Raw genomic sequence first — 16,893 nt, forward strand, 5'->3', positions numbered from 1 at the left:
AATACGCGAAAGGCTCTAAACTATGGAATACAGATATTCATGCGACGTCAAACCATCAGACCTCTGGAAAATGGCAATGCTCAGAACTTATAAATCCCCTGTGGGTGTAGTCAATATCCTTTTTACCCTGGCTATGATAGCCCTGTCCTTCAGATTCATGGCTTCATCCCCTGCTATCATAAAAGGCCTGCTCCTCTTTGGGCTCACTCTTTTCCCTGTGATCCAGCCCCTTGCCACCTACGGAATGTGTGTAAAGCAGTTGGAGGACATGCCCAGAGATATGGAGCTCACCTTTTCTGACAGAGGGATTCACGTACGGGCCGGCGAAAGTACTGAGGACCTGTCCTGGAAAAAGGTTAAGAACGCCATACGTAGGAAGAACATGATAGTGATCCTCTCCGATGAGACCCACGGCTACATGATCACAAACAGAGAGCTGGGGCAGGACAAAGATGCGTTCTTTGACTATCTTTGCAGCAAGATCAGAGCCTGAGTAACATAGCAATTAACGTTAAACCGCGCTATAATTATCTTGAGGGATAGTTATAGCGCAGTTCTTATGTTGGGGACATGAAAAAAGTCAGAAGAATTTGGGAAAAACTCACCATCAGTAATAAAATAAGGATGTTCACCACCAGCGTTTTCGTGGCCATTGTCGCTGCACTTTTGTTTGATGTATGGATAGTGCGGCTATTTGTCATGGATTTTAATGACATTATGGAGGCCAACTCCAAATGCGGCGAGATCGTAGCTGCCCTTAATCGGGAGACCGATGCCTTTGATGAATATGTCAGAAGTACAGGTTCTGTCAGCGACGAGGACTGGACCCGCTGCACCAGGCAGACCCACGATGCGATCTATGGAATTCCCCTTACCTACAATAGTCTCGGAGATGGCAGATACGCCCAGCTCCAGGCCCTTCGTTTTGCCTATGATAAATACTGCAGCTACCGCAATCAGGTTATCTCTGAATATCATTCGGAACAGGTCTATGTAAAAAAGCTCTATGACGTCTATACAATGCAGAAATACCTTTCGCTCTACGCTCAGCGCCTGGTGGACATGACCATGGAGGAGGGAAATGCCCGTTACAGGCAGCTCCTTCCTGTGGTTTTCCGGGTTCCCTTTATTGCTGCCGGGCTCAGCGTCATTCTTTTTTATGTAATTCTCCAGATATCAAGGCTTCTAAACAGAAGCGTCACTGCACCGGTTCTTAAGCTCGCCAATGCCTCCAGGAAAATCGCCGCCAATGACTATTTCATCGATGATGTGGTAGTCGATAACAAGGACGAACTTGGCGAAATGGTATCTGCCTTCAACAAGATGAAATTCGCCACGGGAGAATATATCAAAGCCATGGAAGAGCGCCGTGAAGCCCTGGACAAGCTCCATGCCCAGGAGCTGGAGAATCTTGAGATTGAGAAACAGCTTGAGACCATGAATTTGGAGCTTCTTAAGAGTCAGATCAATCCACATTTTCTTTTTAACACCCTGAATGTAATTGCAGGAACCGCCAATCTCGAGGGGGCCGCCACCACAGAGCGGATGACAGAGGCCCTTAGCTCCCTCTTTAGATACAACCTCAAGACCCAGACAAAGGAGTCACTATTGTCCCAGGAGCTGAAGATCTCCGGAGATTATATGTATCTTCAGAAGATGCGCTTTGGCTCCAGGGTTGAGTATGAAGTAAAGTGCGAGGTAGATGAAGGAAGCGTTATCGTTCCCACCTTCACCTTCCAGCCTCTGTTGGAAAATGCCATAATTCACGGCATCTCTCCAAAAGTTGAGGGAGGAAAAGTCTCCGTAGCCGTTGGAAGGGACGAATCGGATGATAACAGGCTTTCCATCGAAGTGTCCGACACCGGCGTTGGCATGGATAACGACACTCTTTGCAAGATAAGACAGCAGCTTGGCTGCGGCGAAACGCCCGAGACCGACAAGGACCTGGTGGGCATAGGTCTTGGAAACATCAACAGAAGGTTAAGAGCCATGTACGACAACGCAGCTCTGCAGATTGACAGCAAGAAGGATGTGGGCACCACCATCCGCATCCTCATTCCATTACAGGGAGCGCAGTAAAATGAACAAATACAGAATACTTGTAGCTGATGACGAACCTATCGAAAGACAGGTAATACAGAAAAAGATAATGGGCTTTTTCCCGGAGGACGTGGAAATAGTCACGGCTGAAAACGGCCTTCAGGCTGTGGAGCAGTATTCGCAAAAGGACTGCCGCATTGCTCTTCTTGATATAGAAATGCCCGGAATGAACGGCCTTGAAGCTGCTGCCTCCATAAGGAAAAATTATAGGAACGCCTGCATCATCTTCCTGACGGCCTTCGACGAATTCAGCTATGCCAAGAAGGCAATCGAAGTAAGGGCCCTGGATTATCTGCTAAAGCCCGGGAATGATGAGGATCTGGTGAATGTCTTGGAGGAGGCCTTCAGATTGACGGATATGGCAGAAAAGCTCCCGTACCTGGACAGCACCGTGACGAATGCTATGATCGGTGAAGTGCCAGGCACCTTGAAATACGCGGAGCCGGGCACCGGCAGGACCGATGCAGCATTTGTACAGCAGGTAAAAGAGTATATTGAGGGGCACTACAGAGATGATATCGCATTGCAGGACATTGCAGATATCTTCGGCTACTCCGATGTGTATTTCTGCAAGCTGTTTAAGCAGAGCTTTGGCATGAATTTCATATCTTATTTAAATAACTATCGCATAGAGAAGGCTAAGAATCTGCTGGCCAATCCTATTATCAACATTAAGGATGTCAGCGTAAAAGCAGGCTTTCGCGATGCCAACTATTTTACCAGGATATTTAAGAGAATGGAGGGCGCAACCCCCAGCGAGTACAGGAGCAAAGTCTGCGGAATATGAGTAAGGAAACAAGGATACTTATCATTTGCATATTGACGGCATTAACTGCTACTTTGGCAGTAACCTTCGCAGCCTGCAGATATCTGCAGGTAAGATCTAAAGCTCCTGCCCCGGAGTATATCTTTTTCTATGCGGAAAACCAGGCTGCTGATTATCCCACAACTCTCGGTGCGCAGTATTTTGCCGACCTTGCGTATGAAAGAACCCAGGGCCGCATCAAGATCCTGGTGAAGCACTCTGCGGAGCTTGGCAGCGAAAGCGAGGTTCTGCAGCAGATGTCCTACGGCGGTATCGCTTTTGCCAGAGTATCCATATCACAGTTGGCGGAGTATGTGCCTGAGATGAACGTTCTGCAGATGCCCTATCTCTATGACAGCTCGGAGCATATGTGGCGTGTCCTTGATGGGGAGATCGGAGATGATTTCAGAAATAAGCCTGAGAGCTACGGCCTTGTGGGCCTGTCCTGGTATGATGCCGGCGCAAGAAACTTCTACAGCACCAAACCCATTGAGAAACTTGAAGACCTGGAGGGAATGAATATCCGTGTCCAGGAATCAGAGGTGATGGCAGACATGATCTCCGCTCTGGGAGCCAATCCTGCCAAGATCGTATATTCAGAAGTGTACTCTGCATTAGAGCAGGGTATAGTCGAAGCCGCAGAAAACAACTGGCCCTCCTACGAATCCATGGGCCACTACAAGGTTGCCAAGTACTACACCCTGGACGAGCACACCAGAGTCCCTGAGCTGCAGCTGGCCTCCAAGGTAATCTGGGATACCCTCTCCGAAGCTGACAGGCAGATTCTGATGGACTGCGCCAAAGAATCCTCCCTCTACGAAAGACAGCTCTGGTCAGAGCGTGAAAAAAGCTCCCGCAAGATTGCCCAGGCCGCCGGAGTTACCACCATCAACCTCTCCCTTTCCGAGAAACAGCGCTTCCGGGAGGCCATGAGCAGTGTCTACAGCAAATACTGCGGGGAGGATATGGATATTTTGAATCAGATCATGGAGTACTGAGCGTCACCCCGTTTTTTCAAAAACTCCAAATATCTCAACCAATCCTGAGATATTTGGAGTTTTTATTTGGAGTTACTTGTTTTTTGAGTTAGGCTTTGCGTTTATCCGCCTCTTCCATGGCCTTGGTATCATTCACCAGCTTCTCCATATCGGGCCTTGCAAATTCGAGGCAGGCCAGAATCTTATTAGAGAACACGCCGCACTCGCCGTCTTTTATCATGTCGAAAGCTTTATCTAACGGATATGCGGATTTGTATACTCTGTCGCTGACAAGAGCATCGTATACATCGGCGATGGCTGTGAGCTGAGCTCCGATGGAGTTCTCTTCGCCCTTAAGTCCGTCGGGATATCCGCCGCCGTCATACCTCTCATGGTGGTGCCTGCAGATATCAAGGCACATCTCATAGAATTCCTTGTCCTGAACGTCCCTTAGCATCTCGATGATCTCACAACCTCTTGTGGTGTGGGATTTCATAAGCTCAAATTCCTCGTTGTTAAGGCGCCCGGGCTTAAGAAGTATGGAATCGGGAACTGATATCTTGCCGATATCATGCATCGCCGAAGCCTGGGTGATAACGTCCAGCATATGGGGTGTAAGGCCAAGCTCCGGAAAATTGTTCAGAGCTGTAAGACCAAGGATGCGAACAAAGCCTTTGATCCTCTTTAGGTGGTAGCTGGACTCCAGATTTCTGAACTCAACGATGGAGGCTATGGTATCTATGACCTTCTCGTTACTGTTCCTAAGGCGCTCCTCCTGTTTTTTCAGATACAGGAACTGCTTCTTAAGGACTCTGGTCTGGTCGTCTACCTGAGTCTCCAGATGCTTCTTATGATTGTATAGCTCAACGGTTCTCTCAACACGTTTATCTACAATAACAGGGTCAAAGGGCTTGTGGATAACGTCCGCTGCGCCCTTCTGATAGCTGGTTCGCTCAGCCTCTGTGGAGGTATCTGCAGTTATCATGAGAACGGGAATGGTCTCGTTGAGATTGCCTTTTTTGACCATGGCTTCCAGAACCTGGTATCCATCCATTTCGGGCATGACAATGTCAAGCAGGATAGCGGACAGTTTGTCGCTCTGCTTCTCAATGATCTGCATAGCCTCAATTCCGTTGCCGGCTTCCAGGATCATAAATTTGTCCTTGAAGATCTCTCCAAGAATGCCTCTGTTGATCTCGTTGTCATCAACGATCAGGATAGAACGGTCAGGCATTTATCCCTCCAATAATCTGTTTACCTCTCAACTATAGCTGCGCATCCCATTCCGCCGCCTACGCAGAGGGTTGCAAGTCCCTTGTGAACATCTCTTCTCTGCATCTCATACAGGAGTGATACCAGGATTCTGTTTCCTGAGCATCCTACAGGATGTCCCAGAGCGATGGCGCCGCCGTTAACATTCAGTACATCATTGGAGAAACCAAGGTCGTGCTGAACTGCCACTGACTGGGCTGCGAATGCTTCGTTTGCTTCTATAAGATCAAAATCGCTGATTGAATATCCGGCCTTCTTCATAACCTTCTGAGTTGCTGCTACAGGTCCGATTCCCATGATGCTGGGCTCAACGCCTGCAAGCTCACCGGCAATCCAGGTTCCGAGAGGTTTCACACCCAGTTCCTTAGCCTTCTCCTCGCTCATAACGATGATTGCGGAAGCTGCATCGTTGATTCCTGAAGAATTGGCTGCGGTAACAACGCCGCCATCCTTCTTGAAGGCGGGCTTAAGTCCTGAGATTCCCTCTACGGTAACACCCTTACGAGGACCTTCGTCGGTGTCAAAAATGATGGTCTCTTTCTTTTTCTTTATCTCAACAGGAACGATCTCTTCCTTGAATTTGCCTTCTGCGATGGCCTTCTCAGCCTTGTTCTGGCTCCAGGCTGCAAACTCGTCCAGCTGCTGCCTTGTGAGATGCCACTGCTCTGCGATGTTCTCTGCGGTGATACCCATGTGATATCCGCCAAAAGCGTCTGTGAGAGCATCCTTGATCATGGCATCCTGCAGTTCTCCTGAGCCCATACGATATCCGTATCTGCCCTGCTGCATAAGGTAAGGAGCCATTGACATGTTCTCCATACCGCCGGCTACGATGATGTCAGCATCGCCCATGCCGATGAGCTTGGCTGCCAGGTTAACACAGTGAAGACCTGAGCCGCACAGTACGTTAATGGTGGTTGCGGGAACCTCAACGGGGATTCCTGCGTTGATAGCAGACTGTCTTGCGGGATTCTGCCCAAGGCCTGCCTGGATTACGCAGCCCATGTACACTTCATCAACCTGTTCGGGCTTAACGCCTGCTCTTTTGAGAGCTTCCTTGATAACAATTGCTCCAAGAGCCGGTGCCGGGGTTGTGGACAGTGTTCCGCCCATGGTTCCGATAGCTGTTCTGCAAGCGCCTGCAAGTACTACTTTTCTAGCCATTCTTTTTCCCTCCAACAAAACAATTATTTATAGGTAGTTGTACATATTTATTTTAACACAAAACTGCACCACTCAACGAATTTAAGATAATTTTTACACTTGAAAAAAGTTCGCTTTGATACTGGGATTATCCTTGTACATTATCGATATTTTGTTTATAACGACAGCCTGCGCTCAAGGGAAGTTCCAATCCATGGGCCTCAAGAAGTTCCTTGTCCATGAGTATCTTCTCACTCCTGCCATCGGCTATGATACGACCCTCGTCCAAAAGAACGCAGCGCTCACAGGTATCCAGGATAAAATCCAGATCGTGGGAAGTTATGATCTTAAGGGAATCAATCTCATTGAGAATCCCTATGAGGTTCCTCCTGTTCCTGGGATCCAGGGCAATAGAGGGCTCGTCCATGATTATGATATCGGGCTTCATGGAAAGAATTGTGGCGATGGAGGCCAGCTTCTTTTCTCCGCCGGAGAGCTTGTAGGTCTGCTTGTGACGAAGCTCGGTGATATGGACCTTGGCCAGAGCTTCCTCAACTCTTTTCTCCACCTCTTCTTCAGACAGACCGTAGTTACGGGGACCGAAAGCCACATCGTCCTCAATGGTGGACAAAAAGAGCTGGCTGTCAGAGTCCTGGAACACGTAGCCGATATGCTCTCTGATATGGGCGATGTTCTTCTGATTCATGGGATGCCCCGCCACCTCAAGAACTCCCTCGAAATCGGTGTTTAGTCCCACAAGGAGCTTCATCAGCGTGGTCTTTCCGATTCCGTTGGCACCGATAACGCCGATACTCTCACCGCTATAGGCTGTCAGATTGATGTCCTTAAGGACCTGATCTTTTTTCTCATAGGAAAAAGAAAGATTCTCTATTTTCAGTACTTCTCCGTTAACTCCGGTATGCATAGTCTTTTACCTCATAAAAACCTGATAAGAACGTGTCTGATGACAATGAATGCGATGGTCCAGATAAGGGGATAGATGATGTCTATTGGGCGGGTCTTTTGTTTTTTCATGATAAAATCGCCCTTAAAGCCTCTAAGGAGCATGCTCTCGTAGACGTCCTCCGCCCTGTCCATGCTGCGAAGTAGCCACTGGCCCACAAGAGTCCCCCAGGCCTTGTAATGGATGCCGTTCTGCTTGGGAGCTCGCAGCTTGTAAGCTGTGGTTATTCGATCTGCCTCTGCTGCCATGACGCCAAAGTACCTGTAGATCAGCATTATCACTATGACTATCTGCTTAGGCACGTGAAGGATGCGAAGCGCGTAGCAGATGTCGTCGATGGAGGTGGTGGCGATAAGGATATAGGCACTAAGGACGGAATAGAAGCCCTTGAGCATCAGCGTCACCATGGAGATGATGCCTTCTGTCACAGGGATTCCTGTCTGTCCGCCACTGCCGCCGATATAGAACATTACCTGTCTGTCAAAAAATGGATTAAAGATGCCCACAAATACCACCAGGGGCAGGATAAGCCGCATTCGGTACAGGCCCTCTTTGATGGAGAGCTCACCTATTATGAAGCCAAAGATAGGATATATCGCCATGATGATAAGGGGCGCAAGGGAATATTTTCCGAAGGATACTGTGATAAAGATGTAAATAACGCTAAGAAGCAGCTTTCCCAGAGGATGAAGGTCATTCATCCAGTGGGATCGCTGCTGCAGGTTCTGAAGTTTATTCAGTTCGCGAATGTTTTTTTCTATCTTGGACATATATTACCATTAGCCGGGCGGATATTTAAGCTGCAGTCACTCCGGATTTCTTGCTCTTGAAGAATCTGAAGGCATAGCAGGCGCCAACCAGGATTGCTACTACAACCAGCGCTCCCACGATTCCGGAAAAGCTGGTTCCGATGGCAGATTCGCTGTTCTTGAAGGCGTAGTCCGGAAGAAGTGATGTTGCTTCCTGGATACCCTCGGCAACTGCATAGGCGCCGCCTTCAGCCTCAAGCTCTGCTGTTCCTGCTACCTGCTCCATGGACCACTCAAGTCCGTCAGGGAATGCTGATGCAAATAATGATACAATACCACCTGCAAGAGCTGCAAGTACTGCAATAACTACGATTGTGTTCTTAAGAGAAAGCTTGGCTTCCTTTCTGGCTACTGTCTCAGACTCGCCGATGCCCCAGAGAAGCTCAGGTCTTGCCTCGTATACGAAGACAAGGACAGCTGCTGTGATAAGTCCTTCAACGAAGCCGATCGCAAGATGAATGGGCTGCATTGTTGCTACGAATACAGAGAATGGAAGCTCTGTGATTCCGGAGATAAGTGTCTCAAGAGTAACGGAGAAGGCACCCATCTGAAGTGTCAGCACACATCCGATTATTGATGCGGCGATTATCTTAACTCTGCTGGCGCCCTTCTTCATCATGGGACGCCATATTAGTAGGGCTCCTATAAAGCACCCGTAAAAGGCCATATTCCATATATTACAGCCCAGGGCCAACAGTCCTCCGTCTGCGAAAAGAAGACACTGAACCAGCAACACTCCTATCATTGTAAGGAAGCCGGCATAAGGGCCCAGCATTGCTGAAAGCATCATGCCTCCACACAGATGTCCCGATGAGCCTGTTCCGGGAATGGTGAAGTTGAGCATCTGAGTTGCGAAAACAAAGGCACCCATAACACCCATTACAGGGATCTTCTTGGGATCGTTCTCCTCCCTGACTTTTTTGACGGAAACGGTTGCTGCTCCCGTAGATAAAACGTACATTGTTCCGGCCACTGCCGGTGCCACAAGGGCGTCTGCCATATGCATGTGATTGTCCCCACTTTCTTATGAATTGTTATATAGTACACCTCGCCAGGTGATTACTTAAAAAAAGGGGCGTACAAGACAGTACCTGTCGGACCACAGGGAACTGCGCCTGTACACCTTTGGCAACACCTAAAGTATATGACAGAGAAAATGCTGTGTACAAGCCCCCTGGGGGGTTATAGTTTCCCGGAAGTCCGCAATGGGAGGATCGATTTTCAGGATGTACAACGTCACTCATGGTGCAAAGCGAAATATGTTTCCTTATTCTTTGTTAAAGAGCTCTTTAATTGCAACATCATAGGGAGCTCTTAGGATGCCATATTCTGTTACGATGCCGGTAATCAGCTCGTTATCTGTAACATCGAAGGCGGGGTTGTAGACTCCTATGCCCTCAGGAGCCATGCGCTCTTTGTACCACATTTCGGTGACTTCCTCGGGTTTTCGCTGCTCGATTTTGATGTCGGCGCCGGTGGGGGTGTTGATGTCAATGGTGGAGGTGGGGGCGCAAACGTAGAAAGGAACGTTGTAGCGTTTGGCGGCCAGGGCTACCATGCTGGTTCCGATCTTGTTGGCGGCATCTCCGTTGGCGGCAACACGGTCACAGCCCACGAAGATGGCGTTGATGGCGCCGGTTCTCATAAGGGATGCGGACATGTTGTCACAAAGCAGGGTGGTGTCGATACCTGCAGAGTGGAGCTCATAGGCGGTGAGTCTTGCTCCCTGCAAAAGAGGTCTTGTCTCATCGCAGTACACCTTGATGTTCATGCCCTTTTCATGGGCAAGATACATGGGAGCTGTGGCGGTTCCGTACTTGCAGGCACAGAGCTGTCCGGCGTTACAGTGGGTAAGAAGTCCGTCGCCGTCCTTTACAAGTGTTACGCCGTACTCTCCAATCTTCCTGCAGACTTCAATATCCTCAGCCTTGATACGCTCGCACTCAGCTCTCATCTCGGCGATGAGCTTTTCTCGTACTTCTTCAAAAGAACCTGCTGCCTTTAATTCTGTCTCATAAAAGTCAGCGGCGTGCTTTTCCATGCGCTTCAAAGCCCAGGACAGGTTAACTGCTGTGGGACGTGAAGAATTGAGAAAATCACTTTTTTCCTTGAGTTCTGCGCAGAACTCCTCATAGGATGCTGCCTTGCTGTGCTTCATAAGAAGATACAAGCCAAAGCCTGCGGATACGCCAATAGCCGGCGCTCCTCTCACCTGCAGAAGGTAAATGGCATCCCATATCTCCTGCCCCGTGTGAAGTCTTATGATCTTCGTTGTTCCGGGAAGCAAAGTCTGGTCGATGATCTCAATGGCATCATCTTCATCAATAAGTGCAACTGTCTCATAATCTAAAATACTTTTCATATCGATTCTCCTGTCGTATTTCCCCTTTTTACCCCTCTTGTTTTCAGAACTTAAATTCCTGCTCTCCGCTCTCAAGCTCCCTCTCTTCCCCTGATGGGAGTGTCAGTGTACAGGTGGTACCTTTGGGAACCGCTACCTTCATGGTTCCGCTGTTTTTATCATAAGAAACGCTGATAGTTCCGAATTTTGTCTCAATACTTCCCGAAGCACTGTCCAGCCCTTCCATTATAACGGGTTTTACATAAAAATGCTCATATCCCGGAGCATTTTCGTCAGGCTTTATGCCAAGAACATGGCTGTAAGGGTCTCGATCTCCCTTATGGGCTCGTTGCTTTTCTCCATGAGAGGCATGGAAAGCAGCTCCACCTGATAGAAATTGTCTTCGTTATGAGGAACCTCCACAGGCTCAGTGAGAGCTTCTCCCATTTCACCGCCTATCATTTCCTTTACAGAAAAAGATGCACTGTCGGCTCCGTCATTAAGTTCACATAATAATATCCTTCCGTACTCACCTCTTGCATCCCCATTTTTCACGGCAAATTATTCCATTTCCTTCAGTATTTCTGCTGCTCTTTCGCTGCCGTGCTTTGCGGCATAGGAAGCCCATTTCCTGGCCTTGGCGAAGTTCTTCTCACCGAAGTCACCCTTGAAGTAACCTACAGCGATCTCCTCGGCGGCCTCGATGCTGCCTTTGCCGGCTTTATCTATTAAGTCTAATAATTTCTGTTTCTTGTCCATTTATATATTTACTCCGTTCTTTATTGGCTTGTAATTCATAGTTTCAGCGCAACTATCATAACATGATATGGCGGGAATGAGCTAGATTAATTGTGTTTCTAGAACGAGAGACAAATCCTTGTTTTTCGTCACCCCGCATACGCTGTGGCAAGCGAAGTTCCCCATTGTTAGTCTAGGGATGGCACTAGAGGTGCCATCCCGATAGACAAGGGTGTGTGCCGCTCCAGTTCCGTCAAGGACTTTCGCGGCATAAATCCTCGCGCAGCTTTTCATATACTGGCCTCACGTCAAGTTGTGGCGCTGCGGTTATTCCACGGTTCCTTGACGGAATTGGAGCTTGGGGGAAGATAACAAAAACAGGAAAATCTGTGCACTTGTTACATGGGGAATTTGAGGGGAAACCAGGGAAGTGAGCGGCTCAGGAACCATTTTGAGTCCGGACCGGTTTATCTGTGGATGAAATGTAAAAATACGAAGTGGTGGTAGTCGGCGGTCTTCCGGGAGGCCAACACGCCCTCGGCCTTAACAGGTATTTTTACATTTCGTCACAACATAAAAACGGCCCAGACCAAAATGGTCTGAGCCGCGTATTATCTAGTATGTCTCAAATCAGCCCTTAGCTGCAAGTGCTTCTTCAATCTTCTTTGTAAGTGCAGGAACAATCTTGTTAAGGTCGCCTACTACACCGTAATCCGCTACATCGAAGATAGGAGCATTCTCATCCTTGTTGATAGCGATGATGAGATCTGACTCTTCCATACCTGCAACGTGCTGGATAGCTCCGCTGATACCGATTGCGAAGTAAACCTTAGGACGAACAGTCTTACCTGTCTGACCTACCTGGAGATCCTTAGGCTTCCAGCCTGAATCTACAACTGCACGTGAGCAGGATACTGTTCCGTGAAGAACCTTAGCAAGGTCCTCAAGGATCTTGAAGTTCTCAGGTGATCCAACACCACGTCCGCCTGATACAAGGATCTTAGCTTCCTGGATATCCTCAACCTCTGAAACTGCCTTAACGATCTCAAGGATCTTTGTGTAGCAGCTATTCTCTTCAAATCCCGGATTGAACTCTACTACCTCAGCCTTAGCGCCCTTTACAGGAGTGATCTTCTGCATAACGCCGGGACGTACTGTAGCCATCTGAGGACGGAAGTCAGGGCAAGCGATAGTAGCGATTGTGTTACCACCGAATGCAGGACGTGTCATAAGGAGCTGTTTGTGCTTCTGCTCCTGTCCCTCAACTGCGTTAAGAGGGAAATCACCGATATCAAGCTGTGTACAGTCAGCTGTAAGTCCTGTATGTACTCTGGATGATACACGAGGACCAAGATCACGACCGATGGCTGTTGCACCAACAAGAAGGATCTCAGGCTTGAACTCCTTGATCACAGATGAAAGAGCGTGTGTGTAAGGCTCAGTTCTGTAATCCTTAAGAGCAGGATCGTCAACTACGATTACTCTGTCAGCACCGTACTCAGCAAGTGTATCTACAAGGTTTCCAACCTTCTCACCCAGCAGAACTGCTGTAACTTTTTTCTCATCAAGATCATTTGCAAGATCTTTTGCTTTGCCCAGAAGCTCCAATGCGATGCCTGAAAGCTCATTGTCTACCTGCTGAGCAAATATAAATACACCTTTATATTCTTCTAAAGACATGACTCTTCTCCTTTATACTTTGAATTTAATTTGCTACGTGATATACGGATTGCTTCACTTCGTTCTCGCAATCCTACATACATTCGGAATCCGCACCACAGTGCTACTTCCTCATGTCTGTTCGGTCATTTCATAAACACGTTGCACAGTGCAAGCACTACACCGTGTTTACTCATTCCCTATATCACTCAGATTACGTGCTTTTCAGTAAGCTTTCCTACAAGATACTCAACTGCTTCTTCTGCTGAATCAGGAGTAACCTTCTCGCCCTGGCCCTTCTTAACTTTGTCAGAAGCCTTAGCAATCTGTGTAGGTGAACCCTTAAGTCCAAGGTTAGAATCGTCAACATCCTTAAGATCTGCTCTTCCCCAAACTGTAACTTCCTTCTCGAAAGCATCAAAGATTCCGCCGGGAGTCATGTATCTGGGCTCGCCAAGCTCTGCAAGAGCTGTGATAAGGCAAGGCATATTAGCCTCTACCATGTGGTAACGATCCTCGAACTGACGCTTAACAACAACCTTCTTAGCCTTCTCGTCAACCTTGATCTCTTCTGCGTAAGAGATTACAGGAAGTCCGAGGTGCTCAGAGATCTGAGGACCAACCTGAGCTGTATCTCCATCGATAGCCTGACGGCCTGTGATTACGAGATCATACTCAAGGTTTCTGAGTGCGCCGGCGATTGTTGATGATGTTGCCCATGTATCAGCTCCGCCAAGTACTCTGTCAGTAACAAGAACTGCCTTGTCAGCACCCATAGCCATAGCCTCACGAAGAACTGCCTCAGCCTTGGGAAGACCCATAGTTACTACTGTAACTTCTGCTCCGTACTGATCTTTTAATCTAAGTGCTGCCTCAAGGCCAGCTTTATCATCAGGATTCATGATAGCAAGCATTGCGCCTCTATCAAGTGTTCCGTCTGGTTTGAATTTAACGCCGCCCTTTGTATCAGGGACCTGCTTAACGCAAACTACTACTTTCATCGTATTTTCTCCTTTTATTATTTTCGTGTTAATAAGGAAGTTCTCAGGTGATTACTTAAGAAGCGCACCTGAAATAACCATTCTCTGAACCTCAGATGTACCCTCGTAGATCTCTGTGATCTTAGCATCACGCATCATTCTCTCTACTTCGTACTCTCTGATGTAGCCGTATCCACCGTGAAGCTGTACAGCCTTGGTGGTTACATCCATTGCTACCTCTGCTGCGAAAAGCTTAGCCTTAGCAGCTTCTACTGAGTAAACGTCCTTATTCTTCTTTGCATCAGCAGCCTGATATACAAGGAGTCTTGCAGCTTCGCACTGTGTAGCCATGTTAGCAAGCTGGAACTGTGTGTTCTGGAATGCGCCGATAGCTCTGCCGAACTGCTTTCTCTCCTTAACATACTCAACTGTTCTGTCAAGAGCGCCCTCTGCAATACCAAGAGCCTGAGCAGCGATACCGATACGTCCGCCATCCAGAGTGTGCATTGCGATAGGGAAGCCCTTTCCTCTTGCACCAAGAAGGTTCTCTGCAGGAATATGGCAATCCTGGAAAATAAGCTCGTAAGTAGATGATCCACGGATACCCATCTTGTTCTCCTTTGTTCCAAAGGTGAATCCGGGTGTTCCCTTCTCAACGATAAATGCTGAGAACTTCTTCTGCTTTCTGCCCTTCTTGTCTTCTACGATATCTGTGTAAGCAATGATGATGTATACATCAGCAACTTCACCGTTTGTGATGAAGCACTTGGATCCGTTAAGAACCCACTCCTTGCCATCTTCTGTAAGAACAGCCTTGGTCTGAACACCCTGAGCATCTGTTCCTGCCATGGGCTCAGTAAGACCGAATGCACCGAGCTTCTCGCCCTTTGCAAGAGGTACGAGGTATTTCTGCTTCTGCTCCTCTGTACCGTAAGTCATGATAGGATCGCAGCAAAGTGATGTGTGAGCAGATACGATAACTGCTGTTGTACCACATACCTTAGCAAGCTCCTCTACGCACATGATGTATGTGAGAGGGTCACAGCCCTGTCCGCCATACTCCTTGGGAATCGGAATACCCATGAAACCGTATTTCTGCATCTTCTTAACGGTTTCCATAGGGAAAACCTCTGTCTCATCAACTTCTATTGCATTTGGCTTAACTTCTTTTTCTGCAAATTCTCTGAAAAGAGATCTAGCCATTTCATGTTGCTGATCAAGCTGAAAATCCATTATTATTTCCTCCAATTTAATCTATTTTCTATTTTTTTCATAAGGAAGTTCGGTTCTCGTATAAAGCACTCGCCCGAACTAAGTAGTACACTAGGCGATTACTTATCTGTTGGAACCTTGTTTCCGTCAGCGTAGTTGTAGAAACCGATTCCGGTCTTAACGCCGAGCTTCTTACCGCGAACCATCTTTCTAAGAAGAGGGCAAGCACGATACTTGGAATCGCCTGTCTCTGAATAAAGAACGTCCATGATAGCAAGAACGATATCAAGTCCGATGTAATCGCCCAGCTCAAGGGGTCCCATAGGATGGTTGCATCCAAGCTTCATAGCTGTGTCGATGCCGGCGATATCTGAAACGCCTTCTGAATATACGAAGATACCTTCGTTGATCATAGGAACAAGGATTCTGTTTACTACGAAACCAGCTGCCTCGTTAACCTGTACAGGAGTCTTGCCGAGATCCTCGGAGATCTTCTTGATCTTGTCAACATACTCATCAGGAGTGTTAGCACCCTGGATAACCTCAACCAGCTTCATAACAGGAGCGGGATTGAAGAAGTGCATACCGATGATGGGCTTAGCAAGTCCTGAACCGATCTCTGTGATTGAAAGAGATGATGTATTAGATGCGAAGATGCAATCAGGATTCTTAACGATGTTGTCCTGAAGCTCCTTGAAAAGGTTCTTCTTGATGTCCATAACCTCAAGAGCAGCCTCAACTACAAGATCAGCATCAGCACAGATGTCATTAAGACCTGTCTGAATCTTAGCTGTGATCTTATCAGCCTCTTCCTGAGTCTTCTTTCCCTTAGCAACCTGCTTATCAAGACCCTTCTTGATCTTGGCAAAGCCGCCCTCAGCAAACTCAGTCTTGATATCGCAAAGATATACTTTCTCTACAGTCTCAGCCTGAGCAAATGTCTGAGCAATTCCTGATCCCATTGTACCAGCGCCAATAACAGCAACCTTCATTATAAAAATCCTCCTATGTAAAATATTTTTTATTGTGAACTGATTATTGCAAGCAAGTCATTTCACGACTTTGAATCCCTTGATCACGCATTTTTAAAATCTACAACCTTAACCTTAGCCGGATCGTCTTTCTTTCTAAGGAAGTTAGCCATTCCTTCTCTCTGATCATAGGACTCGAAGCATGAACCAAAGAGCTTCTCCTCGATCACGAGAGCATCGTCGATGTTAACCTGAAGTCCATCGTTAATAGCCTTCTTGCAAGCACGAACTGCGATAGGTGCGTTAGCTGCAATCTGATTAGCCATCTTCTCAGCAGCTGCAAGAAGCTCCTCCTGAGGATATACTGCATTAACAAGACCGATTCTGTAAGCCTCGTCAGCCTTGATGTTCTTAGCTGTGTAAATAAGCTGCTTAGCCATTCCTGCACCGATAAGACGTGCAAGTCTCTGAGTTCCTCCAAAGCCAGGTGTGATTCCAAGGCCTACCTCAGGCTGACCAAACATAGCGTTCTCTGAGCAGATACGAATATCGCAGCTCATTGAGATCTCGCATCCGCCGCCAAGTGCAAATCCGTTGATGGCTGCGATTACGGGAACAGGGAACTGCTCGATCTTACGGAAGATGTCATTTCCCTTCTTGCCGAAAGCCTCGCCCTCAGCCTTGGAAAGTGTGCTCATCTCTCCGATGTCTGCGCCGGCAACAAATGACTTCTCGCCTGCGCCTGTAAGAACAACCGCTCTTACAGCATTGGTGTCGATGCTGTCAAATGCAGCTGCGAGGTCATCAAGAACCTGAGAATTCAGGGCGTTGAGTGCCTCGGGGCGGTTGATTGTAACGACAGCAATCTTGTCTTTTACTTCGCAATTAACAAAACCCATTTTTTTTCCTCCTATGAATTAGA

Annotated in this window: 18 protein-coding genes; 4 read left to right on the plus strand and 14 right to left on the minus strand. The window is 47.7% G+C overall.

All coding sequences use genetic code 11. From position 1 onward, the window contains the following. The first annotated feature begins 22 nt into the window (after positions 1-22). From G588_RS0104895 to G588_RS0104910, 4 genes are all read left to right on the plus strand, one after another. Positions 23-493 (plus strand): YcxB family protein, encoded by a 471-nt coding sequence (locus G588_RS0104895; protein WP_026668582.1) that lies wholly within the window; start codon positions 23-25, stop codon positions 491-493. Between the two features lie 77 nt (positions 494-570). Further along, positions 571-2,079 (plus strand): sensor histidine kinase, encoded by a 1,509-nt coding sequence (locus G588_RS0104900; protein WP_022777638.1) that lies wholly within the window; start codon positions 571-573, stop codon positions 2,077-2,079. A gap of 1 nt (position 2,080) precedes the next feature. Continuing rightward, positions 2,081-2,887, plus strand: a complete 807-nt coding sequence (locus G588_RS0104905) for a response regulator transcription factor (RefSeq protein WP_022777639.1) — start codon at positions 2,081-2,083, stop codon at positions 2,885-2,887. After that, positions 2,884-3,903: a TRAP transporter substrate-binding protein gene (locus G588_RS0104910; RefSeq protein ID WP_022777640.1), complete on the plus strand. Its 1,020-nt coding sequence runs from the start codon at positions 2,884-2,886 to the stop codon at positions 3,901-3,903. The genes G588_RS0104905 and G588_RS0104910 overlap by 4 nt, the downstream gene beginning before the upstream one ends. Before the next feature lie 88 nt (positions 3,904-3,991). On the opposite strand, the gene G588_RS0104915 is transcribed toward G588_RS0104910, so the two are convergent. The 14 genes from G588_RS0104915 to G588_RS0104980 form a co-directional block, all read right to left on the minus strand. Beyond that, a complete protein-coding gene (locus G588_RS0104915; protein ID WP_022777641.1) occupies positions 3,992-5,116 on the minus strand; it encodes an HD domain-containing phosphohydrolase in 1,125 nt (374 codons plus the stop codon). A 20-nt stretch (positions 5,117-5,136) separates the two neighbouring features. Then, positions 5,137-6,318, minus strand: a complete 1,182-nt coding sequence (locus tag G588_RS0104920; RefSeq protein WP_022777642.1) for an acetyl-CoA C-acetyltransferase — start codon at positions 6,316-6,318, stop codon at positions 5,137-5,139. A 127-nt stretch (positions 6,319-6,445) separates the two neighbouring features. Next, positions 6,446-7,222 (minus strand): energy-coupling factor ABC transporter ATP-binding protein, encoded by a 777-nt coding sequence (locus tag G588_RS0104925; RefSeq protein WP_022777643.1) that lies wholly within the window; start codon positions 7,220-7,222, stop codon positions 6,446-6,448. A gap of 11 nt (positions 7,223-7,233) precedes the next feature. Beyond that, positions 7,234-8,031, minus strand: coding sequence for a cobalt ECF transporter T component CbiQ (gene cbiQ / locus G588_RS0104930; protein WP_022777644.1), 798 nt, complete (start codon positions 8,029-8,031; stop codon positions 7,234-7,236). Positions 8,032-8,056: 25 nt separating this feature from the next. Further along, positions 8,057-9,076 carry an energy-coupling factor ABC transporter permease gene (locus G588_RS0104935; protein WP_022777645.1) on the minus strand — a complete coding sequence of 340 codons (1,020 nt, stop codon included), beginning with the start codon at positions 9,074-9,076 and terminating at the stop codon, positions 8,057-8,059. Between the two features lie 261 nt (positions 9,077-9,337). Beyond that, entirely contained in the window at positions 9,338-10,432 is a 1,095-nt protein-coding gene (gene mtnA / locus G588_RS0104940) for an S-methyl-5-thioribose-1-phosphate isomerase (RefSeq protein WP_022777646.1), read from the minus strand. Between the two features lie 43 nt (positions 10,433-10,475). Continuing rightward, positions 10,476-10,658, minus strand: a complete 183-nt coding sequence (locus G588_RS0104945; RefSeq protein ID WP_022777647.1) for an alpha-L-rhamnosidase C-terminal domain-containing protein — start codon at positions 10,656-10,658, stop codon at positions 10,476-10,478. Between the two features lie 53 nt (positions 10,659-10,711). Then, a complete protein-coding gene (locus tag G588_RS0104950; protein ID WP_022777648.1) occupies positions 10,712-10,966 on the minus strand; it encodes a hypothetical protein in 255 nt (84 codons plus the stop codon). Positions 10,967-10,972: 6 nt separating this feature from the next. Next, complete coding sequence (locus G588_RS0104955; protein ID WP_022777649.1) at positions 10,973-11,170, minus strand: hypothetical protein; 198 nt, start codon at positions 11,168-11,170, stop codon at positions 10,973-10,975. Positions 11,171-11,779: 609 nt separating this feature from the next. Continuing rightward, complete coding sequence (locus tag G588_RS0104960; protein WP_022777651.1) at positions 11,780-12,829, minus strand: electron transfer flavoprotein subunit alpha/FixB family protein; 1,050 nt, start codon at positions 12,827-12,829, stop codon at positions 11,780-11,782. A gap of 188 nt (positions 12,830-13,017) precedes the next feature. After that, a complete protein-coding gene (locus G588_RS0104965; RefSeq protein WP_022777652.1) occupies positions 13,018-13,809 on the minus strand; it encodes an electron transfer flavoprotein subunit beta/FixA family protein in 792 nt (263 codons plus the stop codon). 51 nt (positions 13,810-13,860) lie between these two features. Next, complete coding sequence (locus G588_RS0104970; RefSeq protein ID WP_022777653.1) at positions 13,861-15,021, minus strand: acyl-CoA dehydrogenase; 1,161 nt, start codon at positions 15,019-15,021, stop codon at positions 13,861-13,863. A gap of 98 nt (positions 15,022-15,119) precedes the next feature. Continuing rightward, positions 15,120-15,992: a 3-hydroxyacyl-CoA dehydrogenase family protein gene (locus tag G588_RS0104975; RefSeq protein WP_022777654.1), complete on the minus strand. Its 873-nt coding sequence runs from the start codon at positions 15,990-15,992 to the stop codon at positions 15,120-15,122. An 83-nt stretch (positions 15,993-16,075) separates the two neighbouring features. Beyond that, positions 16,076-16,870 (minus strand): enoyl-CoA hydratase-related protein, encoded by a 795-nt coding sequence (locus tag G588_RS0104980; protein ID WP_022777655.1) that lies wholly within the window; start codon positions 16,868-16,870, stop codon positions 16,076-16,078. Positions 16,871-16,893: the final 23 nt, after the last annotated feature.

This window comes from Butyrivibrio sp. AE3009 (genome assembly GCF_000420845.1).
Classification (GTDB): domain Bacteria; phylum Bacillota; class Clostridia; order Lachnospirales; family Lachnospiraceae; genus Butyrivibrio.